Raw genomic sequence first — 21,578 nt, forward strand, 5'->3', positions numbered from 1 at the left:
GTTTGCACGTCGCCGAATTTAAATTCTCGTGGATTTAACCCCGCGAGCGTTCGCGCCCGCAGGTCAACCCAGCGAACGCAACCACGCGTCGTGCAGGGCAGCGTAATGTCCCTCGGCGCGGATCAGCTCGGCCGGCGGCCCGTCCTCGACGATGTGTCCGCCCTCGATGACCAGCACCCGGTCGGCGATCTCGACGGTAGAGAGCCGGTGGGCGATCACCAGCGCGGTCCGTCGGGTCAGCAAGCTGCGCAGCGCCCTCTGCACCATCCGCTCGCCGGGGATGTCCAGCGAAGACGTCGCCTCGTCGAGAATCAGCACTGCCGGGTCGGCCAGGAAGGCGCGCGCGAACGCCACCAGCTGACGCTGACCGGCCGAGAGCCGCCCGCCCCGTTTGGCGACGTCGGTGTCGTACCCGTCGGGCAGGGCGGTGATGAACGCGTCGGCGCCCACGCTTGTGGCCGCGGCGGCCACCTCGGCGTCGGTCGCGTCGGGGCGGCCGAAGCGGATGTTGTCGGCGACGGTGCCGGTGAAGAGAAAGTTTTCCTGGGTCACCATCACCACGTGGCGCCGCAGCGCCGCCTGGGTGAACGCGCGCAGGTCGACGCCGTCCAGCATCACCGCTCCCGACGCCGGGTCGTAGAACCGGGCGATCAGCTTGGCGATGGTGGACTTGCCGGCGCCGGTGCTGCCGACCAGTGCCACGGTTTGGCCGGCCGGGATGTTCAGCGACAGGCCGGCCAGCACCGACTGGCCATCCCGGTAGCCGAAATGCACGTCGTGCAAAGCGATCCCGCCACGCACCTCACCAGGCATGGTCCGCGGACCAACCGGATCGGTGACGGCGGGCTTTTCGGCCAGCACTCCGGCCAGTTTCTGCAGCGCCGCGGTCGCCGAGGAGAAGATGTTGAGGAACTGGCTGATGTCCTGCATCGGATCGAAGAACATCCGTAGATAGAGCAGGAACGCGGTGAACGTCCCGATCGTCATGTGCCCGTGCAGAACTCGCCAGCCCCCGTAGAGCAGAACCACACCGGTGGTGAGATTGCCGACCAGCTTGATGCCGGGCGAGAAGATCGCGACCAGTTTGAAGGCCCGCTCGTTGACCGCACGGTAGCGGTCGGCGACCGCCGTGAAGATCTCCTGATTGCGGGCCTCACGCCGATAGGCCTGTACCGCCTTGATCCCGGTCATGGTCTCGGCGAACTGCACGATCACCCGCGCCGCATGCTCGCGAACCTCGGTGTAGGTCTTGGCGGACTCCTCTTGGAACCAACGCAGCAACACCACCAGCACCGGGAACGCGGTCAGACACATCAGGCCGAGCCGCCAGTCCAACATGATGAGCAACACCGCCGTACCCGCCATCGTAAGCGCGGCGCTGACCAGTCCGTCGAGCCCGGACTGCAGCATCTCTTGGATCGCATCGACGTCGTTCGTCAGCCGACTGACCACCCGCCCCGAGGTGTAGCGCTCGTGGAATTCCACGTCCAACAGCTGGAAATGGCGGAAGACCCGTCTGCGCAACTCCAGTAGCACCTGCTGGCCGATCTTGCCCGACCACTGCAGAAAGGCCATCCGGGTGCCGGCCTGCGTGAGCACAACCCCCGCGAGCGCAATCACGATCACACTCAGCTGCCGGGCCGAACCGTCCGCGGCGATCGGTGGAATTCCCCGGTCGATGCCACGCTGTGCCAGCAACGGAACCGCCAGCCGGGCAGCGTTTTCCACCAATACGGCCAATGCCAGCAACAACGCGACGCCGCGGTAGGGACGCAGCAGCGACCACAGCAGGGCCCGCGCCGCGGCCCGGCCCGGCTCGGCCGTCACCGGCGCGCCCAGTCGACGAGGTGTTCGGCGCCGTCGTCGAGCTCGTCGTCTGCCGCGAGCAGGTAGCGGTACCGCGGCACCGCGGCCAGCAGCTCAGCGTGGGTGCCGACCGCGGTGATGGTCCCGTCCTCGACCAGCGCCACCCGGTCGGCCAGCGCCACGGTGGACGCCCGATTGGCCACCACCAGCGCGGTGATCGGCTGCGGCCCGGTCGCCAGCGCCTGGCGCAGCGCATCGGTCACGGCGGCCTCGGTGTGCATATCCAGGGCCGACAGCGTGTCGTCGAGCACCAGGATCGTTGGCGCCGCGACCAGGGCCCGGGCCAGCGACAGTCGCTGCCGCTGCCCGCCCGACAGGCTCATGCCCTGCTCTCCGATGCGGGTGTCCAGCCCGGACGGCAGGTCGTAGACAAAGTCGGCCGACGCCACGGCCAGGGCGCGGGCCAGCTCCGCCTCGCTCGCATCGGGCCTCCCCAACCGCAGGTTCTCGGCCACCGACATCGAGAACAGGGTGGGGTCGTCGAAGGCTGTCACCACCGCCGAGCGCAGCGCCGCCAGTGTCAGCGCCCGGATGTCGCGGCCACCGATGAGGATCTGCCCCTCGGTGACGTCGTAGAGCCGGGACAGCAGCATCGCCAGCACCGACTTCCCCGAGCCGGTGGCGCCAACCAGGGCGACGGTCTCGCCCGGCTCGACAGTGAGATTGACCCCGCGCAGCACCCAGGGCGCACCCGGGCCGGCAGCATCCGCCTCGGCGTCAAACCGGAACCCGACGTCGCGCAACTCCAGGCGGCCCACCGGCGGCACCGGGTCGTGCCCGTCGGTGATCTCGAGGGGCGCGCGGAAGATCTCGGTGATCCGATCAGCGGCGGTCATCGCCTCGTGGGTGGCCGACAGCAGGAAGCCCAGCGCCGACAGCGGCCAGATCAGCGACAGCATCAGCGTGATGAATGCGACCAGGGTGCCCATCGTCACCAGGTGGTGGCCGGCGGCGTACGCGCCGAACCCGACCACGGAGATCAGGGTGAAGTTCGGGATCACCTCCAGCAGCGTCCAGAACTTCGACGACACCATCACCTTCTCGACGCCCAGGTCGCGCAGCCTGGTCGCTTGGGCGTCGAAGCCGGCGAACACGTAGTCCTCACGCCCGAACGCTTTGATGGTGCGCAGTCCTACCGCGGACTCCTCGACGACGGTGGCGACCTGGCCGGCCTGGTCCTGCGCTTGGCGCGTCAGCCGGGTGTACTGGCGCCGGAAGTGCTGGATGGCCAGCATCACGGGCACGATCGATGCGCACACCACCACACCCAGCGGCCAGTAGAGCACCAGCAGAATGACCGTCACCACGATGATCTGCACCGTGTTGAGCACCAGAAACACCACCACGAACGACAGGAAGCGGCGCACCGCGGACAGGTCGTTCATGATCCGCGACAACAGCTGGCCGGACTGCCAGCGGCCGTGAAAGGTCAGCGGCAGGACCTGCAGCCGGGCGTAGAGGTCCTTGCGGATGTCGGCTTCCACACCCATGGTGCCGTGCGCGATCAGCCAGCGCCGTACGAACCACAGCAGCGCCTCGAGCACGCCGAGCCCGGTCGCCGCCGTGCCCAGCGTCCACAGCCCGGGCTGGTCCCGGTGCAGTACCGGCCCGTCGATGACGGCCTTGGTCATCAGCGGGATCACCACGGCGGCGGCCAGGCAGAGCACGGCCACCGTCACCATGGTGATCCACCGCGCCCGGTAGGGGCGCAGGTAGGGCAGCAGGCTGCGCAGCGCGGACGCCGGTTTCACGGACTCGACCCTAGATCCAGAGCGCCGACCCGCAGCACATCCCGCGCTCAACGGCCATGTTCAGGCAAAATGGCGACCATGGACAATGCCGCTGCCTCTCCCCGGGTCTTGGTCGTCGACGACGACTCCGACGTGCTCGCCTCGCTGGAACGCGGACTGCGACTGTCCGGCTTCGAGGTGGCGACGGCGGCCGATGGCGCCGAAGCGTTGCGCAGCGCTAAGGAAGCCCGTCCCGACGCCATCGTGCTCGACATCAACATGCCCGTGCTCGACGGCGTGAGCGTGGTGACGGCACTGCGGGCCATGGGTGACGACGTGCCGGTCTGTGTGTTGTCCGCACGCAGTTCGGTCGACGACCGGGTGGCCGGCCTCGAGGCCGGTGCCGACGACTACCTGGTCAAGCCGTTCGTGCTGGCCGAGCTGGTGGCCCGGGTCCGGGCAATGCTGCGGCGGCGCGGGTCGGCGGCCAGCTCCTCCTCGGAAACCATCACGGTGGGTCCGCTGGAAGTCGACATCCCGGGCCGTCGCGCGCGGGTCAAGGGCGTCGACGTGGACTTGACCAAGCGGGAGTTCGACCTGCTCGCCGTTCTCGCCGAGCACAAGACCGCGGTGTTGTCGCGCGCTCAGCTGCTCGAGCTGGTCTGGGGCTACGACTTCGCCGCCGACACCAACGTCGTCGACGTGTTCATCGGCTACCTGCGGCGCAAGCTGGAAGCCGGCGGCGCTCCGCGGCTGCTGCACACCGTGCGCGGGGTCGGCTTCGTCCTGCGAACGCAGTGAGGACAAGCGTGAACGTCATGAAACTGCTGCGACGCATCTTCGCCAGAACACCGTCGCTGCGGACCCGGGTGATGCTCGCCACGGCGATCGGCACCGCGATCGTGACGGTCATCATCGGCGCCATCGTGTGGGTCGGTATCACCAACGACCGCAAGTATTGGCTGGACCGCCGGCTCGACGAGGCGGCCGGGCTGACCGTCCCGCTGATCGGCTTGGGTGAACTGCCCCGTTCGGCCGGCGCCACCGATGCGGTGATCACCCTGCGCCGGGCCAACCAAGTGACGTCGAACTCCTCGGTGGTGCTGCCGGAGCTCGAGCCGGGCTACGCCGACACCGAGATCGACGGCGTGAGCTACCGGGTGCGCACCGTCGACATTCCCGGACCCGGGCCACGGTCGCTCGCCGTCGGCGCCACCTACGAAGCCACCCTCGCCGACACCAACAACCTGCACCGCCGGGTGATCCTGCTCTGTACCGTCGCGATCGGCGCGGCCGCGCTGCTGGGCTGGCTGCTGACCGCGTTCGCGGTACGACCGCTGCGACGGCTGGCGCAGCAGGCGCGATCGATCGACGCCGGCGATGAACGGCCGGAGATCGAGGTGCGCGGCGCCACCGAGGCGGTGGAGATCGCCGAGGCGATGCGCGGCATGTTGCAACGGATCTGGAAGGAGCGCGACCGCACTCAAGAGGCACTGGCCTCCGCACGGGACTTCGCTGCGGTCTCCTCCCATGAGCTGCGCACCCCGTTGACCGCGATGCGCACCAATCTCGAAGTGCTGACCACCCTGGACCTGCCGGACGACCAGCGCAAGGAGGTGCTGCACGACGTCGTGCGCACCCAGACGCGGATCGAGGCGACGCTGTCGGCTCTGGAGCGGCTGGCGCAGGGCGAACTGTCGACCTCCGACGATCACGTACCGGTGGACATCACCGATCTGCTCGACCGGGCGGCCCACGACGCGATGCGGGTCTTCCCCGATTTGAACGTCTCGCTGGTGCCGTCACCGACCTGCATCATCGTCGGGCTGCCGGCCGGATTACGGCTGGCGGTGGACAACGCGATCGCCAACGCGGTCAAACACGGCGGTGCGACCGAGGTGCAGCTGTCGGCAGTCACTTCACGCGAAGGCGTGGAGATCGCCATCGACGACAACGGCGGCGGGCTTCCCGAGGAAGAGCGCCGCATTGTTTTCGAGCGGTTCTCGCGTGGGTCGACCGCGTCGCATTCGGGGTCCGGACTCGGGCTGGCGCTGGTGGCACAGCAAGCCGAACTGCACGGCGGCACGGCGACTTTGGAAGACAGTCCGCTGGGCGGAGTGCGCCTGCTGCTGCGGCTCCCGCCGCCGCGCTGAACGCACTGCGCCCGGGTAATCAGCCGTTTGCGGTGGACTTCTGCCCGCCCTGGGAGCTGGTTGCGAGCTCGTTGACGATGTGGGCCGGAGCCCAGGCATCTTCGGCGGCGGCCTGCACGGCGGCCGCTTCGTCCGGCTTCGCCGCGGTCCCGCCCAGCGTCACGGTGTCGCCGGTGATCGCCACCGTGAAATCGCCGATGTCCGCGGCCGCCTCGAACACCGGGGCCGCGCCGGAGAAGTCGACGGGCACCGCTGTCGGCACCACCGCGAGATGGTCGATAACGGTGACCTCATCGCTCAAGGTCAAAACCGCGTCCAACAGCTCTCGTTTTGCCGCCGGATCGGCCACGTCTCCGGCCAGGGTGAATTCGCTGCCGTGACGGATCACCGACACCGGCACCGGTGCTGCCGGCACGGCGGCGGGCTGCGGGTCGGCGGCGGGTTGGTGCGCGCGTTCCAGTAGGCCGTAACCGATCGCAGCGAGCAGCGCCGTTGCCAGCGCCGCCCCGATCAGCCGGGCGCGCACTCAGCGTGTGCCGAGCAGGTCGATCACGAAGACCAGGGTCTTTCCGGCCAGCGGATGGCCGGTTCCATCGGGACCGTAGGCCAGCTCCGGTGGGATCACCAGCTGACGCCGGCCGCCCACCTTCATGCCCGGGATGCCGTCCTGCCACCCGGCGATCAGCCCGTCCAGCGGAAATTCCAGCGATTCCCCGCGGTTCCACGAGCTGTCGAACTCCGCGCCGCTGTCGTAGTCGACGCCGAGGTAGTGCACGTTGACGACCCCGCCGGGGACGGCCGCCGGGCCTTCCCCGACGACGATGTCCTCGATGACCAGCTCGGCGGGTGCCGGTCCGGTCGGAACGGTGATCTGTGGCTTGGCAGGGTCACCCATAGTGGTTACCGTCCGCCGATGCCGACGTAGTCACGCTCAGTGTAGCCCGTGTAGATCTGGCGGGGCCGGCCGATCTTGCTGTCGCCCTCGTCGTGCATCTCGCGCCAGTGCGCGATCCAGCCGGGGAGCCGGCCCAGCGCGAACAGCACCGTGAACATCTGCGCCGGGAAACCGATCGCCCGGTAGATCAGGCCGGTGTAGAAGTCGACGTTCGGGTAGAGCTTGCGCTCCACGAAGTAGTCATCGGTCAGCGCGGCCTCTTCGAGGTCCTTGGCGATGTTGAGCAGTTCGTCGTCACCGCCGAGCTTGCCGAGGATCTTGTCGGCCTGTTCCTTGACGATGCGCGCCCGCGGGTCGTAGTTCTTGTAGACCCGGTGGCCGAAGCCCATCAGCTTGACGCCGTCTTCGCGGTTCTTGACCTTGTGGACGAAGTCGGTGACGTTGCCGTTCTGCTGGTCGCGGATCTGCTCGAGCATCTCCAATACCGCCTGGTTGGCGCCACCGTGCAGCGGGCCCCACAGCGCATTGATGCCACCGGAGATCGAGGTGAACAGGTTGGCCCGCGAGGAGCCCACCAGCCGCACCGTCGATGTCGAGCAGTTCTGCTCGTGGTCGGCGTGCAAGATGAACAGCATGTCCAGGGCCCGGACCACCTCGGGGTCGGCCTCATAGGGCTCGGCGGGCAGGCCGAAGGTCATCCGCAGGAAATTCTCCACCAGGCTCAGCGAGTTGTCCGGGTACAGGAACGGCTGGCCGGCCGACTTCTTGTAGGCGTAGGCGGCGATAGTGGGCAGCTTGCCCAGCAGCCGGATAGTCGACAGTTCCACCTGGTCGTTGTCCGACGGGTCCAGCGAGTCCTGGTAGTAGGCGCTCAAGGCGTTGACCACGCTCGACAGCACCGGCATCGGGTGGGCGTTACGCGGGAAGCCGTCGAAGAACCGCTTCAGGTCCTCGTGCAGCATGGTGTGCCGCTGAATCCGGCCGGTGAACGCGGCCAGCTGGTCGGAGGTGGGCAGCTCGCCGTAGATCAGCAGGTAGCTGACCTCGATGAAGGTTGACTTCTCAGCCAGCTGCTCGATCGGGTAACCGCGGTAGCGCAGGATGCCGGCGTCACCGTCGATGTAGGTGATGGCGCTCTTGACCGGCGAGGTGTTGGCGTAGCCATTGTCGAATGTGGTGTAGCCGGTCTTGGCGAGCAACGAACCGATGGCGAGAGCGTCGGACCCCTCGGTCGCCTCGACGATCGGCAGTTCTAGCTCGCCGCCCGGATACCGGAGAGTGGCGGTGTCATCGGTTGCGGCCACAAGGAACCCCTTTGCGCTATTCGGCTGACCAGATTGGGCGTGTATAGGAAAAGGTAGTCGGTTCCAGCCCAGCGCGCCCGCCCGGGGCCGAGGTATCCCGTATCGGCGTTACGGTGGCGGCGGTGGGTGCACATCGCCGGGCCGGCGATAGCGCAGGAAGGCGGGCGCTGCCAGGGCCGCAAGCATCACGCCCACCACCACCAGCGCCCCGCCACCGGCGGACGCCGCGGCCGTCCCCACCACCGCCCCGGCCGCGCCGTGCACCGCATCGGCGAGCCGTGGGCCACCGGCGACGATCACGGTGAACACCCCCTGCAGCCGGCCGCGGATCTCGTCGGAGGCGGCCTGCTGCAGCATCGTCGAGCGGAACGCCGCCGAGACCATGTCCGCGGCACCACCGACCGCCAGGAACACCAGCGCCACCCACAGCGCTCGGCCCGCGTGCCCGCCGCCATGCCCGACCGCAAATCCGAAACCGATCATGGCCACTCCCCAGACCACGATCGCGGCCACGACGGCCAGGCCCTGACGGGTTATCCGCGGCAGCCACCCGGAGAACACCCCGCCGAGCACCGCCCCGGCCGACATCGCCGCGGCCAGCAGCGCCATGGTCGTGCCGCCCTCGACCGGGCCGCCGAAGTCCGCGCTCGCGATCTGCGGGAACAGCGCCCTGGGCATGCCGAGGATCATCGCGATCAGGTCCACCACGAACGACATCAGCACCACGGTGTTGCCGGCCAGGTAACGGAACCCGTCAAGCACGGCCGTGATCCCGAAGCTGGACGGTCCGGCCCGCTCGATCGGGGGCATGGGCGTCAGCCGAAACGTCGCCCAGATCGGGAAGATGCACGTCGCCGCATCGATCAGATACAGGGTGGACAGATCTACCCAGCCGAGCAGTAGCCCGGCCAGCAGGGGCCCGACGATCGCCCCGAACTGCATGACGGTCATGTTCAGCGAATTGGCGGCGGGCAGGTCCTTGCCGGCCACCAGTCGGGGAATCGCCGCGGACCGGGTCGGGGCATTGACCGCATAGAACCCCTGCTGGACACCCAGCAGTACGAGCACCGCCCACACGTTGTCGAGCGCGGCCGCGGCCTGAACCCACAACAGCAGGGAGGCCGCCGCCAGCCCGCAGGAGGCGATGATCAGCAGCTTGCGCCGGTCCATGGCATCGGCCCAGGCGCCGCCGAGCAAACCGAAGACGACCAGCGGCACCAGGGCGAACAGTCCCGACAGCCCGACGTAGGCCGAGCTGCGGGTCAGCGCATAGATCTGTACCGGCACCGCGAAGATGGTGAGGTTCGCCCCGATGACGGTCGGGATTCCGGCCACCCACAACCGCCGGAAGTCGGGGCTGCGCAGCGGGGTGGTGTCGGCGAAGATTCTCATCGCGGCGGCACCGGAGTCACGGCTGGAGTCGCTCCACCCGCCCGCCGGTCACCCGAATCCGGTTGTGCAACCGGCCTTCCCGGCCCTGCCAGAATTCCACCACCTCCGGGGCGATCCGATAGCCACGCCAGTTCGGCGGCGCGGGGATCGCCTCGGCACCAGAGAATTGGGCCGTCACGGCGTCCAGCTGCGCCAGCAGTGCGGCTCGCGACGCGATCGGCTGCGACTGCTGCGATGCGCAGAAACCCAGCTGCGACGCCCGCGGTCGGTGCACCCAGTACTCGGCGCTGACCGACTCGTCGAGCTGGGTGACCGGTCCGCGAATGTGGACTTGGCGGCCCAACTGGTACCAGGGAAAAGTGGCCGATGCGTACGGTGTCGACGCCAGCTCGGCAGCCTTGGCGGAGTCGGAGTCGGTGAAAAACGTCACACCGTTCTCGTCGAGGTTCTTGCACAGCACCGAGCGACTGACCGGACGGCCGGCTTCGACCGTCGCCAGCACCATGGCGTTGGGTTCGGAGATCCCTGCGCGCTCGGCGTCGCCGATCCAGTTGCGCAGCAGAACCTCCCAGCCCTCCTCGAGCCAGTCCGCGTCAAGGTCACCGCTGTTGTCCTTCTCCTGATATTCCACTCGCATCGCCGCCAGGTGCTCGTTGTCGGGGCCGGTCCTGTGCACCGCACAACGCTACGCCCCGCCGCAGACCAGCCGTCGTTACCGGCCGGTAGCAACGGCTGGGCGCCGGGGTGGAAGAATCCAGGGCATGACTGCTGCGGTCCCGGAGAACTTTGTCGCCGGCCTGGAAGGCACCGTTGCCTTCACCACTGAAATCGCCGAACCGGACAAGGACGGCGGCGCGCTGCGCTACCGCGGCGTGGACATCGAGGACCTGGCCGGCAAGGTCGGCTTCGGCGATGTGTGGGCCCTGTTGGTCGACGGCGACTTCAACCGCCCGCTGGCGCCCGCCGAGCCGCTGGAACTGCCGATTCGCACCGGTGACGTCCGGGTCGACGCCCAGGCCGGGGTGGCGATGCTGGCGCCGCAGTGGGGTTTTGAGCCGTTGCTGGACACCGACGACGCCACCGCCCGCGATCAGCTGGCCCGCGCGTCGGTGATGGTGCTGTCCTATGTCGCGCAGTCGGCCCGGGGCCAGGAGCTCGCGGTGTCGCAGCAGACGATCGACGGGTGCGCCACCATCACCGAGCGGTTCATGACCCGCTGGCGCGGCGAGCCCGACCCGCGGCACACCGAGGCGATCGACGCCTACTGGGTGTCGGCGGCCGAGCACGGCATGAACGCCTCGACGTTCACCGCCCGGGTGATCGCTTCCACCGGCGCCGACGTCGGCGCCGCGCTGTCCGGAGCGATCGGCGCGATGAGTGGCCCGCTGCACGGCGGCGCCCCGGCGCGGGTGATCCCGATGATCGCCGAGGCGGAGCGCACCGGTGACGCGCGCGCGGTGGTCAAGGGCATCCTGGACCGGCGCGAGAAGCTGATGGGCTTCGGACACCGGGTGTACCGCGCCGAAGACCCGCGCGCCCGAGTGCTGCGGGCCACCGCCAAGCGTCTGTCGGCCCCGCGTTTTGAGGTGGCAGCGGCACTGGAGCAGGCGGCGCTGGACGAGCTTCGGGAGCGTCGCCCCGACCGGGCCATCGAGACCAACGTGGAGTTCTGGGCGGCGGTGATCCTGGACTTCGCCGAGGTTCCCCCGGCGATGATGCCGGCGATGTTCACCTGTGGCCGTACCGCGGGCTGGTGCGCCCACATCATGGAGCAGAAGCGGCTGGGCAAGCTGGTGCGCCCGTCGGCGATCTACGTCGGTCCGGGGCCGCGCAGCGCGGAATCCGTTGCGGGCTGGGAGCACGTCACCAAGAGCTGACGGGCGGTTCAGCGCCGCCGCAGCGCACCGAGCAGGTTCTGCAACAGGGGCAGATCCGAGTGGTCCTTGACTTCGTCGAGCATGTCCGGCACCCGGGTGAACTTCACCCGCGGGCGGTCTTGGGCTTCGCCGCGGGCGATTTCGGCGTCGTTGATGGCCTTCCAGCCGGCCGCGTCGATGACGTCGGGCTGGTGGGCGTGCACCATCCGGGCGACTGCCCGCGGTCCGGCGATCGGCTCCGTCAGCAGGCCTGCGTTGTAGTCGGCGGCCAGCGTCTGGATGGTCTTGAGCGAGTCGGACTTGTTGGAGCCGATAAACCCGTTGGTACCGCGCTTGATCCAGCCCGAGACGTACGCTCCCGGAACTCGCTCCCCGGTCGACGGGTCGATGACGCGGCCGCCCTCGTTCGGGACGACGCCGGCAGCGTCGTCGAACGGCAGGTCGGCGATGGGCGTTCCGTGGTAGCCGATCGAAGTCAACACCAAGCCGGCGTCGATGCGTCGCACCTGATCGGTTCCGGTGAGCGTGAACTCCACTGCGCTGCAACGGTCATCGCCGAGAACCCGGGCCGGGGTCAACTCGTAGGCGAATCGAATCCGGGGACGGGCGATCGGCGCCGAGGCATCGCCCAGCTTGCTCAATATCTCCAGTTTCTGCCGGGTCAAGGTGTCCTGAACGGTTGCCAGGTCCTCGCGCACCCGGGCATGGTCCTCGGCGTCGAGTACCACCTCAGCGGTCTGCGTCAGCCCCACCAACTCGGGCAGGGTGAACGCGGAGGAGGCCGGGCCGCGCCGGGCGACGATCACCACTTCGGAAACAGCCGAGTCCCGCAGCGCTGCCAGCGCGTAGTCGGCGATGTCGGTGCGGGCCAGCCGGTCGGGGTCGGCGGTGAGGACGCGTGCCACATCGAGAGCGACGTTGCCATTGCCTACGATCACCACCCGCTCGCAGCTGAGATCGACCGGTAGATCAGCGAATTCGGGATGTCCGTTGTACCAGCCGACGACCTCGGTTGCGGTGCCCGTTCCGGGCAGATCCATCCCGTCGATCTCGAGTCGCCGGTCGTGCAGGGCACCCGAGGCGTACAGCACGGCGTGGTGGTGCTGCAGCAGGTCCGCGTGGCCCAGGTGCTTGCCCACTTCGACGTTGAGGAAGAACTGGAATCCGCGGCGCGCGGAGATCTGGTCGAACAACCGGGTGGCCAGCTTGGTGCGCTGGTGATCCGGGGCGACGCCGGCCCGCACCAACCCGTACGGGGTGGGCAGCTTTTCGAAAACGTTCACCAGCACGCCCTGCTGGGTCAGCAGTTCGTCGGCCGCGTACATGGCCGCCGGGCCGGAGCCGACGATAGCCACGGTCAGCGGATATTTGCCGCGTTGATGCAGCTCGGCGGCCGGCAGGATGGGCGCCAGCTTGGAGGTCGGCGGGAGCTTCACCCCTTCAGGCCGTTCCGGGTAGAACGACCTGTTGATCTCCACGAACGGCAACTGTTCGGTCATCACCTTGGTGTGCGGGACGATCGCGTCGACCGGGCAGGCCCGCACGCAGGCTCCGCAGTCCACACACGCATCCGGGTCGATGTAGAGCATCTCCGACGTGGCGAACGCGGGCTCGTCCGGCGTGGGGTGGATGCAGTTGACCGGGCAGGCGAACACACACGACGCGTCGTTACAACACGCCTGGGTAATTACGTGCGGCATGACCTGTGGGTGTCGCTACGCGACCGAGGCGGCAACGGGCGTCAGATGCGCACGCTGCGGCTGGCTGCGGAACCGGGACGGCGCGCCGTGGATCCGGCAGATCCGCCACACCAACTTGGCGATCGGGTTCATCAGGCCGGTGTCGTGGCAGAGCATCCGGACATCGCCGAACATGTCCTGCAACATCTGTCGAGCCTCGGCCGACCGGAAGAAGATGTCCTTGCGGACCTCACGCGGAATGTCGAACTCGGTCCAGAACGCCTTGGGCGGCACCACGATCGCCGAGCACAGGATCCGCATCACGATCGGAACGTACAGCGAGAGCCAGAACCGCTTGCGACGGGGCAGGTTCGGAATGCGCTTGTGCAGGTATTCGTGCGCGAAGGAGATGTGCCGCGCCTCCTCGGCCACGTGAATGGCCATCACCCGTTCCATGATCGGGTGCAGGGTTTTGCCTTCGCGCAGGATGGCCTTCTGAATGTGGTCGATGGGCTCCTCGCCGGCGAGGATGCCGAACCAGAACGGGATCGGCAGCGGTCCGGCGACCAGCGGGATGAACGGCTGCACCCACTTGAGCAACCGCGGCATACCCGGCACGTCCGCGCCGATGTGGTTCACCATCTCCTGGAACATCATGGTGTGGTTGCACTCTTCCACCGCCTCGTGCAGGCAGTAGCGGTACTCGGGCGAGCCGTTGGGCACCCAGAACGCGTATTCCATCAAGCCGCGGATCAGGATGGACTCGAAGTGCAGCCCGACTTTGGCGACGTTGGCCTGGCGCCACATGCCGATCTTGATCTGGACGTCCTTCGGCTGGGCCTGGTACCACCAGTGCCGGCCGATCGGGTCGGTACCGGGCAGGATCCAGCGCGGGTCGTTTTCGGTGACCTTGAACTCGGGCGTGTCCCAGTCGATGTCGGTATACGGATTGAAGTTCCGTCGCACCGACCCTTCCGACAACGTGTTGAGGATCTCGACGTAGTTCGCGTCGTCGGTCACTTCCATGTTGGCTCGCCACCGGCGCACGATTCGGGTTCGAGCGGCTTTCTGAGCCATCGGGGACACCTCCACCAGTCGTTTACATTTACTAGGCGTATGTACAACGGTACCGCAGGTACTGGGTACCCGTCCAGACTCCGAATCAACACTGTGGGCGTGACAGGTGTCGAGTACTTTGGGTGATCTACATCACAATAAACCTGCCCTGCGAGGCAGCGCCGCCCGCTGTCTACGCTAGAGCCCATGGCTGAGCAGCTCACGATCCCGGACAACATCAAGCCCGCTGACGGACGGTTCGGCTGCGGGCCGTCGAAAGTCCGCCCTGAGCAGTTGAACGCGCTGGTCACCACCGCGGCGCCACTGTTCGGCACCTCCCACCGTCAGGCACCGGTCAAAGACTTGGTCGGCCGCGTCCGCTCCGGGTTGCGCGAACTGTTCTCGGTGCCGGACGGCTACGAAGTGGTCCTGGGCAACGGCGGGTCGACGGCTTTCTGGGACGCTGCGGCGTTCGGTCTGGTCGACAAGCGCTCACTGCACCTGACCTACGGCGAGTTCAGCGCGAAGTTCGCCTCGGCGGTGGCCAAGAACCCGTTCGTCGGCGACCCGATCGTCATCAAGGCCGACGCGGGCAGCGCCCCCGAGCCGCAGTCCGACCCGTCGGTCGACGTGATCGCCTGGGCGCACAACGAGACCTCGACCGGAGTGGCGGTGCCGGTGCGCCGGCCCAGCGGTTCCGGGGATGCCCTGGTCGTCATCGACGCGACCTCGGGGGCCGGCGGCCTGCCGGTCGACATCACCGAGGTCGATGCGTACTACTTCGCGCCGCAGAAGAACTTCGCCTCCGACGGCGGGCTGTGGCTCTCCATCATGAGCCCGGCCGCGCTGGCCCGCATCGAGACCATTGCCGCATCCGGCCGGTGGGTGCCGGAGTTCCTGTCCTTGCCGATCGCGGTGGACAACAGCACCAAGAACCAGACCTACAACACCCCGGCGATCGCCACCCTGGCGCTGTTGGCCGAACAGCTGGACTGGATGCTGGGCAACGGCGGACTGGACTGGGCGGTCAAGCGCACCGCGGACTCGTCGCAGCGGCTGTACTCGTGGGCCGAGGAGCGGTCCTTCACCACCCCGTTCGTCGCCGACCCGGCGTTGCGCTCGCAGGTCGTGGGCACCATCGACTTCGTCGACGAGGTGGATGCGGCCGCGGTGGCCAAGGTGCTCCGGGCCAACGGCATCGTCGACACCGAGCCCTATCGCAAGCTGGGCCGCAACCAGCTGCGGGTCGCGATGTTCCCGGCGGTGGAGCCCGACGACGTGAGCGCCCTGACCCAATGCGTGGACTGGGTGGTCGAACGCCTCTGAGCGAGGCTCTGAGCGCCTGTAATCAGATCGTTATAACGCCCGCGTGTCACGACGGGTGGGGTCGTTCACTGGACTAGAGTCCGCACGTAACCGGGCGTTCGCAAGGAGAAGTCATGCGGGAACTGAGGGCCATCGGCCTCGACGTCGACGGCAAGCACATCATCTGCGAGAGCGCCGGAGACGGCGAAGACCACACCGAGATGTTCCGGGTCCGTATCGATGACCGGTTGCGCGGCGCGGTCCGTGGGGAGGGACACCGCGTCGGACAGCATCCGGCCGATGCGGGCAGCAGCATGCTGCGTCCCAAAGACATCCAGGCGCGCATCCGTGCCGGGGCGTCGGTCGAGCAGGTGGCCGCCGCGGCCGGCGTGGACGTCGCCCGCGTGGAACGCTTCGCCCACCCGGTGCTGCTGGAGCGATCCCGTGCCGCGGAGCTCGCGACCGCTGCGCACCCGGTGCTGGCCGACGGCCCGGCAGTGCCGACCCTGCTGGAGGTCGTCACCTCCGCACTGGTGTCGCGGGGTCTGAGCTCCGACAGCAGCAACTGGGACGCGTGGCGCAACGACGACGGGCGCTGGACGGTGCAGCTGGCGTGGAAGGCCGGCCGCTCGGACAACGTCGCGCACTTCCTATTCAGTCCGGGTGCGCACGGCGGGACGGTGACCGCGGTCGATGACGCCGCCATGGAATTGATCGACCCGGGCTTCGGCCGCCCGCTGCGGCCGGTGGCCGCAGTGGCCGAGTTGGACTTCGAGACTCCGGCCGCCCCCGCGGTGGTCGAAGATGAGCCGGTGCAGCAGCGGACGGGGACTCGCGCCCGCCGCAGCAAGCCCGAGGTCCCGGGCTGGGAGGACGTCCTGCTCGGGGTGCGCTCGACCGGTCAGCGCTGACCAGCCAGCGCCAGCAGCACCAGCCACGCGCCCGCTACGCCGATTCCGGCGCCCAAGGCCAACCATCGCAGCACGGGTGTGCGCCGCCAGCCCCACACCGTGGGCGCCAGCCCGCCCACCGCAATCAGATTGAGCGCCACCGCCAGCGCCGGGTGGACCCGCAGCAGGCCCAGGCTCAACACGGCGGTCGCGGTGCCGGTCACCGCCGCAACGAACCCCGCCACAGTCAGACCCGTCCCCCACGGCGTACTGGGGGCGGGCGTCATTCCGGCAGCCTAATGCGCTCGTAGAACGCCAGCGCGGCGGCGGTGGCGACGTTGAGCGAGTCGGTGCCCCGCGACATCGGGATGCGGACCCGGATGTCGCTGGCGCGCATCGCCCGCTCCGACAGGCCCGGACCCTCCGCACCGACCAGCACCGCGATCGGTTCGTCGCGCACCTTTGTCATCGCGCTCGACAACAGCTCCGCCCGCGGGTCCGGAGTCATCGCCAGCAGCCGGAAACCCTGCTCGCGCAGCATCGTCAGATCCCCGGGCCAGTCCGCCGAACGGGCGAACGGCACCAGCAGGGCATGCCCCATCGAGACCCGCACCGAGCGCCGGTAGAGCGGGTCGGCGCAGCCGCTGCCGAACACCACCGCGTCCACACCCAGCCCGGCACCGTTGCGGAAGATCGAACCGAGGTTCTCGTGGTCGTTGACGCCTTCGAGCACCGCGATCGTCCTGGCCCCGGCGACCAGATCACCCACCGACGGCTCCGACACCCGCGAGGCGGCGGCCAACACACCGCGGTTGAGGTGAAAGCCCACCACCTCGGCCATCACCTCGGCGGACACCCGGTAATACGGGACGTCCGGGGCATCAGGTGCGGTCAGGTCGAGCGCCAACTCGGTCAGCCGCCGATCGGTGCCCAGCAGCGCCCGTGGGATGAACCGCGATGCCAGCATCCGCTGCACCACCAGCACCCCTTCGGCGATCACCAGCCCCTTGCCGGTGGGCAGGTCCGGGCGACGATCGATGCTGTTCAGATCGCGGAAGTCATCCAGCCGGGAATCGCCGGGGTCGTCGATATCGACAACATCGACGCGCCTGGCCACTGCGGGAACTTTACCGGCGAGGCGCTAACGTCAACGGCGATGACCCCTCAGCACTCCCCGGAGCCCTCCCTTCAGCCGCCACCGCTGCCGACCGCGCTGCTGCGGGTCTGGCCCGTGATCGGCGCCGGCGCCGCCGGCTTCTGCTTGGCAACCCTCGCCGCGTTCACGGTGCCGGCGCTGGAAGGGTGGCGGCCGGTGAGCCTGGCGGGCCTGGCGACGGGCATGGTGGGCACCTCGGTCTTTCTGTGGCAGCGCGCGGCAGCACGACGCGGCGCGCGGGGAGCCCAAACCGGACTGGAACACGAATAGAGTTACGAACCGACAATTCGAGGAGGAATGCCATGGCAGCCCCGCTGTTGACGGCACAGGTCGACATCAATGCCCCAGTGGCCAAGGTCTGGGCACTGATCTCGGACTTCCGGCGGATGCCCGAGTGGAGCCCGCAGTGCCGGTGGATGAAGCCGCTCGGCGTGGTGCGCCCGGGCACCCGCACGATCAACTTCAACCGACGCGGACGGATGTACTGGCCCACCAGCTCTGTGATCACCGAGTACATCCCGGAGCGCAAGCTGGCCTTCCGCGTCACCGAGAACCACAGTGTGTGGAGCTACGAGCTCGAGCCGACCGCCACCGGCACGCGGGTCGTCGAGAGTCGGCACGTCGAGAACGGCAACACCACCGCGGTCTCCGCGTTTTTGGTGGGCAAGTTCATGGGCGGGACGCCGACCTTCGAACGCGAGCTGGTCGAGGGTATGAACGCTTCACTGAGCAAGATCAAGGCCGCCGCGGAGAACGCCTGACGCCCCCGTGGCGGCAGAGTAACGTCCCCTGAAACGGGCAGGATACTGGGAGGAATCCATGGAAACCGTGAAATCCGCAGTGCGACTGCCGAGCATCGCCATCGCGGCGACGGCCCTGGTGGCCGCCGGCCTGACACCGGTGGCCGCGGCACCCGAAATCAGCACTCGCACCGTGGCCGCGATGTCGGCCGAGGTGACGCTGGCCGCCAACACGGTCGTCGACAGTTTCGAAGCCCTCGCCGGGCTCGCGCCTGTCGACATGTCCAGCCTTGCTGAGGAACTCAACGTCCCGGGCGATCTCGACCTGTCCGAAGTCCTGCCCGGCGCGGCCTATGCGTTGGACGTGCCCGGCGCTGCCGACGCGTTCGACATCGTCGGCCTGTTCAACGCGGAAGTGGCGGCCGCCGTAGGACTGTTCAACCGCTTTATCAGCCTGCCGTTCACGTTGTACAACGACTTCACGAACTTGTTCACCAGCCTGATCAACCTCGACTTCGGGATGGCCTTCAGTCAGGCGGCCACCATCCCGCTGGACATCTTCAACTACGTGGTCGGCCTACCGGGAGCGGTGCTCAACACCGCCTTCAACATGCTCTTCGTGCTCCCGGGCGAGTACCTGTTCAACTTCGGTTAGGACGTCTCCGGCTCGCCCGGTTCCTCGGATTCCCCTGGGGCGCCGAGGATGTCGGCAGACGCTTCGATAACAGTCTCTGCTGCGTCAGCTTCGGCGTCGGCTCCGGTTTCGACCGGTTCCGGCGCCGCTGCTGTTTCGGCGGGACTCTCGGCCGCTGCTTCGACGACGGCCTCAGCCGGCTCGGTCACGTCGGCAGTCGCCTCGGCCACGTCTTCAGCCGGCTCGGTCACGTCGGCAGCCGCATCGGTCACCTCGTCAACCGGTTCGCTCACCTCGTCAACCGGTTCGGCGGCCGGGACCGTCGTGACATCGACGATCTCCAGCACACCGTCGTCGTAGGGCTCGTATACCGGGGAACCGGTGCCCGGAGGGGCCGGGGTGTCACTGTGCGCGCCGCAGCCGTACCGGTTGTCGACCACGTGTCCGTCGGCGGACATTTCGTTACCGCAGACGCCGAACACCGTGCCCAGCTCGCCGGCGAGCGGCAAATAGAAACCACAGTCGCGACAGACCCGTTTAGTGGACCGCGCCATCGCCGAATCCGGACCGTGCTCGCCGTCGTGCCAGCGCTGCGCCGCCTCGGCGCGGCCCACCGGACTCATCAGCCAGCGCCGGCCCAGGCCGATCTCGCCGGCCACCTCGTCGAGCTGGGGGTCGCCACTCGAGGTGTAACCGGGCACCAGCCGCGGATCGTCGGCGGGCGGCGCCAGCAGATCCCCCGGCCCCAGGTCGCCGGGACGCACCCGCTGGTCCCAGGGCACCCACTCCGGGGCCAGCAGGGCCGTGGGGCCGGGCACCAGCACAACCTCGCTGACCGTGGGCACCGTGGCGCCCGGGACCGCCGCGACGACGACAGCCCACTGCCAGCCCTGATAACCGGGCAGCACCGCACCGAACCGGTGCGTGGCGGCAGTCGGGTCTTCGTAATCGACCCCCAGGTGCTCGCCGACCGTGTCGGCGCCGCTGAACTCGGCGACGGCCGAGCGGGCGTGCTCGACTGCCTCGGCCAGCACCGTGGGCACGGCGATGGTCGCAGTGGCTGATTCTGCGCTGGGTCCGGTCACGCGGGTCCCTTCCGTTCAATGACGTCCCTATACTGCCGCAGCGCGGCTCCATCAGCCACATGCAGGCACGATCATGGCCTACGCGGTCGTGCGGCGGACATAGGGAAGAATCGCGGATGTGTCTGCACGGCGTCGTGATCTCCCCGAACCGGGCCGGCGAAGCCGTCCGTCACCGGTCCCCGGCCGAGGTGCGCGCAACGGTTCGGCCGGACAGCACCCCGGCATGGCCAACTACCCCAGTAACAACGCCGGTGACCAGCGGCAGCGCAAGCCCATGCCCAGCGAGAACCGGTACCTGCCCCCGCTGCGCGAACACACCGGCACGCCTCGTCGCCCCGAGACTCCAAGTGGTTCGAGCGCCGGCGATCGCGTCACGGTCACCCGAGCGGCCGCGGCGCGCAGTCGCGAAATGGGCTCGCGGATGTACGGGCTCGTACAACGGGCCGCCACCGCCGACGGCGCCGACAAATCTGGACTGACCGCACTGACCTGGCCCGTGGTGGCGAACTTCGCGGTGGACGCGGCGATGGCCGTCGCACTGGCCAACACCTTGTTCTTCGCGGCGGCCGCCGGCGAGAGCAAGGGCCGGGTGGCGCTGTATCTGCTGGTGACGATCGCGCCGTTCGCGGTGGTCGCGCCGCTGATCGGTCCCGCCCTGGATCGCGTCCAGCATGGCCGGCGCGCCGCGCTGGCCATGTCGTTCGCACTGCGAACCCTGTTGGCCCTGGTGCTGATCGCCAACTACGACGGTGTCGCGGGCACCTTCGGCTCCTGGGTGCTCTATCCGTGCGCCCTGGCGATGATGGTGCTGTCGAAATCGTTCACGGTGTTGCGCAGCGCCGTCACGCCACGGGTCATGCCGCCGTCGATCGACCTGGTGCGGGTCAATTCCCGACTGACAATGTTCGGTCTACTCGGCGGCACGATCGTCGGGGGCGGCGTAGCCGCGGCAGCCGAGTACATCTTCACCCGGCTGCTAGAGCTACCGGGGGCATTGTTGGTGCTCGTGGCGGTCTCGGTGGCCGGAGCAGTCCTGTCGATGCGGATCCCGCGATGGGTGGAAGTGACCGCCGGCGAAGTCCCCACCACCTTGAGATACCGCTTCGACGAACGGCCCCGAAGCTGGCCCGAACAGGTCCGGCGGGCCGGCGGGGCGCTGAGCCAGCCGCTGCGGCAACCGCTGGGCCGCAACATCATCGCCGCGCTGTGGGGCAACTGCACCATCAAGGCGATGGTCGGGTTCTTGTTCTTGTACCCGGCGTTCGTGGCCAAGCAGCACAACGCCGGCGGTTGGGTACAGCTGGGCATTCTCGGGTTGATCGGAGCGGCCGCCGGCCTGGGCAACTTCGCCGGAAACTTCACCAGCGCTCGACTGCAACTGGGACGCCCCGCGGTGCTGGTGGTGCGGTGCACCATGGCGGTGACGGCTGTCGCGCTGGCCGCAGCGGTGGCCGGGACCCTGGCGATGGCGGCGATCGCCGCGTTGGTGACGTCGGGGGCCAGTGCGATCTCGAAGGCGTCGTTGGACGCAGCGCTGCAGGACGACCTGCCCGAAGAGTCCCGGGCATCGGCATTCGGCCGCACCGAGTCCACCCTGCAACTGGCCTGGGTGTCGGGTGGTGCACTGGGCGTGTTGGTATATACCGACTTGTGGGTGGGCTTCACCGCGATCACCGCTCTGCTGATCCCGGGTCTGGCCCAGACCATCCTGTCGTTCCACGGCGACTCGTTGATTCCCGGGCTGGGGGGCAACCGGCCGGTGCTGATCGAGCAGGACGGCGCCCGCCTCGACCCGGCTAGACAGGGGTGATGTAGG

General features: G+C 68.4%; 21 protein-coding genes. 9 read left to right on the forward strand and 12 right to left on the reverse strand.

Features of this window, described 5'->3' with window-relative positions; genetic code table 11:
• Positions 1 to 63: 63 nt before the first annotated feature.
• Both EJK91_RS07345 and EJK91_RS07350 read right to left on the reverse strand, forming a co-directional pair.
• A complete protein-coding gene (locus tag EJK91_RS07345) occupies positions 64 to 1,827 on the reverse strand; it encodes an ABC transporter ATP-binding protein (protein WP_241178640.1) in 1,764 nt (587 codons plus the stop codon).
• Positions 1,824 to 3,548 (reverse strand): ABC transporter ATP-binding protein, encoded by a 1,725-nt coding sequence (locus EJK91_RS07350; RefSeq protein ID WP_241178641.1) that lies wholly within the window; start codon positions 3,546 to 3,548, stop codon positions 1,824 to 1,826. Before EJK91_RS07350 ends, EJK91_RS07345 begins: the two co-directional genes overlap by 4 nt.
• Before the next feature lie 147 nt (positions 3,549 to 3,695).
• On the opposite strand from EJK91_RS07350, the gene EJK91_RS07355 reads away from it, so the two are divergent.
• On the forward strand, positions 3,696 to 4,397 hold the full coding sequence (locus EJK91_RS07355; RefSeq protein ID WP_109413587.1) for a response regulator transcription factor: 702 nt from the start codon (positions 3,696 to 3,698) through the stop codon (positions 4,395 to 4,397).
• Between the two features lie 17 nt (positions 4,398 to 4,414).
• On the forward strand, positions 4,415 to 5,749 hold the full coding sequence (locus tag EJK91_RS07360) for a HAMP domain-containing sensor histidine kinase (RefSeq protein WP_024443992.1): 1,335 nt from the start codon (positions 4,415 to 4,417) through the stop codon (positions 5,747 to 5,749).
• Positions 5,750 to 5,768: 19 nt separating this feature from the next.
• Here EJK91_RS07360 and arfA read toward each other — a convergent pair whose 3' ends face one another.
• From arfA to pdxH, 5 genes are all read right to left on the reverse strand, one after another.
• Positions 5,769 to 6,275, reverse strand: a complete 507-nt coding sequence (gene arfA, locus EJK91_RS07365; protein WP_024443991.1) for a channel-forming protein ArfA/OmpATb — start codon at positions 6,273 to 6,275, stop codon at positions 5,769 to 5,771.
• Complete coding sequence (locus tag EJK91_RS07370; protein WP_024443990.1) at positions 6,276 to 6,644, reverse strand: FKBP-type peptidyl-prolyl cis-trans isomerase; 369 nt, start codon at positions 6,642 to 6,644, stop codon at positions 6,276 to 6,278. It abuts the gene before it with no gap.
• A gap of 5 nt (positions 6,645 to 6,649) precedes the next feature.
• The gene (locus EJK91_RS07375; protein WP_024443989.1) at positions 6,650 to 7,948 is read right to left on the reverse strand and encodes a citrate synthase; all 1,299 of its coding nucleotides are present in this window, start codon (positions 7,946 to 7,948) and stop codon (positions 6,650 to 6,652) included.
• A 108-nt stretch (positions 7,949 to 8,056) separates the two neighbouring features.
• Entirely contained in the window at positions 8,057 to 9,340 is a 1,284-nt protein-coding gene (locus EJK91_RS07380) for an MFS transporter (protein WP_125078589.1), read from the reverse strand.
• A gap of 16 nt (positions 9,341 to 9,356) precedes the next feature.
• Positions 9,357 to 10,016, reverse strand: coding sequence for a pyridoxamine 5'-phosphate oxidase (gene pdxH / locus EJK91_RS07385; RefSeq protein WP_277424717.1), 660 nt, complete (start codon positions 10,014 to 10,016; stop codon positions 9,357 to 9,359).
• An 85-nt stretch (positions 10,017 to 10,101) separates the two neighbouring features.
• Here pdxH and EJK91_RS07390 point away from each other — a divergent pair, with 85 nt between their 5' ends.
• The gene (locus EJK91_RS07390) at positions 10,102 to 11,217 is read left to right on the forward strand and encodes a citrate synthase 2 (protein WP_024443986.1); all 1,116 of its coding nucleotides are present in this window, start codon (positions 10,102 to 10,104) and stop codon (positions 11,215 to 11,217) included.
• Positions 11,218 to 11,225: 8 nt separating this feature from the next.
• Here EJK91_RS07390 and EJK91_RS07395 read toward each other — a convergent pair whose 3' ends face one another.
• Entirely contained in the window at positions 11,226 to 12,917 is a 1,692-nt protein-coding gene (locus tag EJK91_RS07395; RefSeq protein ID WP_125078590.1) for an FAD-dependent oxidoreductase, read from the reverse strand.
• A 15-nt stretch (positions 12,918 to 12,932) separates the two neighbouring features.
• On the reverse strand, positions 12,933 to 13,973 hold the full coding sequence (locus EJK91_RS07400) for an AurF N-oxygenase family protein (RefSeq protein ID WP_024443984.1): 1,041 nt from the start codon (positions 13,971 to 13,973) through the stop codon (positions 12,933 to 12,935).
• 186 nt (positions 13,974 to 14,159) lie between these two features.
• On the opposite strand from EJK91_RS07400, the gene serC reads away from it, so the two are divergent.
• Positions 14,160 to 15,278 carry a phosphoserine transaminase gene (gene serC, locus EJK91_RS07405; RefSeq protein ID WP_024443983.1) on the forward strand — a complete coding sequence of 373 codons (1,119 nt, stop codon included), beginning with the start codon at positions 14,160 to 14,162 and terminating at the stop codon, positions 15,276 to 15,278.
• A gap of 113 nt (positions 15,279 to 15,391) precedes the next feature.
• The gene (gene sepH / locus EJK91_RS07410; protein WP_125078591.1) at positions 15,392 to 16,168 is read left to right on the forward strand and encodes a septation protein SepH; all 777 of its coding nucleotides are present in this window, start codon (positions 15,392 to 15,394) and stop codon (positions 16,166 to 16,168) included.
• On the opposite strand, the gene EJK91_RS07415 is transcribed toward sepH, so the two are convergent.
• Entirely contained in the window at positions 16,159 to 16,434 is a 276-nt protein-coding gene (locus EJK91_RS07415; protein WP_024443981.1) for a DUF2537 domain-containing protein, read from the reverse strand. The genes sepH and EJK91_RS07415 overlap by 10 nt on opposite strands.
• A complete protein-coding gene (locus tag EJK91_RS07420; RefSeq protein WP_024443980.1) occupies positions 16,431 to 17,264 on the reverse strand; it encodes a TrmH family RNA methyltransferase in 834 nt (277 codons plus the stop codon). Before EJK91_RS07420 ends, EJK91_RS07415 begins: the two co-directional genes overlap by 4 nt.
• 39 nt (positions 17,265 to 17,303) lie before the next feature.
• Between EJK91_RS07420 and EJK91_RS07425 the strand changes: the two genes are divergently transcribed.
• The 3 genes from EJK91_RS07425 to EJK91_RS07435 are packed head-to-tail and all read left to right on the forward strand — an operon-like array spanning position 17,304 to position 18,698.
• Positions 17,304 to 17,573 carry a DUF2530 domain-containing protein gene (locus EJK91_RS07425; protein ID WP_024443979.1) on the forward strand — a complete coding sequence of 90 codons (270 nt, stop codon included), beginning with the start codon at positions 17,304 to 17,306 and terminating at the stop codon, positions 17,571 to 17,573.
• 32 nt (positions 17,574 to 17,605) lie between these two features.
• Complete coding sequence (locus EJK91_RS07430; protein WP_024443978.1) at positions 17,606 to 18,064, forward strand: SRPBCC family protein; 459 nt, start codon at positions 17,606 to 17,608, stop codon at positions 18,062 to 18,064.
• A 58-nt stretch (positions 18,065 to 18,122) separates the two neighbouring features.
• Positions 18,123 to 18,698: a hypothetical protein gene (locus EJK91_RS07435; RefSeq protein ID WP_125078592.1), complete on the forward strand. Its 576-nt coding sequence runs from the start codon at positions 18,123 to 18,125 to the stop codon at positions 18,696 to 18,698.
• On the opposite strand, the gene EJK91_RS07440 is transcribed toward EJK91_RS07435, so the two are convergent.
• Positions 18,695 to 19,762, reverse strand: coding sequence for a DUF3027 domain-containing protein (locus EJK91_RS07440; RefSeq protein ID WP_125078593.1), 1,068 nt, complete (start codon positions 19,760 to 19,762; stop codon positions 18,695 to 18,697). The two genes, EJK91_RS07435 and EJK91_RS07440, sit on opposite strands and share 4 nt — an antisense overlap.
• A 223-nt stretch (positions 19,763 to 19,985) precedes the next feature.
• On the opposite strand from EJK91_RS07440, the gene EJK91_RS07445 reads away from it, so the two are divergent.
• Complete coding sequence (locus EJK91_RS07445; RefSeq protein WP_036458817.1) at positions 19,986 to 21,572, forward strand: MFS transporter; 1,587 nt, start codon at positions 19,986 to 19,988, stop codon at positions 21,570 to 21,572.
• Positions 21,573 to 21,578: the final 6 nt, after the last annotated feature.

Origin of the sequence: Mycobacterium sp. P7213 (assembly GCF_900604305.1) — a bacterium.
Classification (GTDB): Bacteria; Actinomycetota; Actinomycetes; order Mycobacteriales; family Mycobacteriaceae; genus Mycobacterium.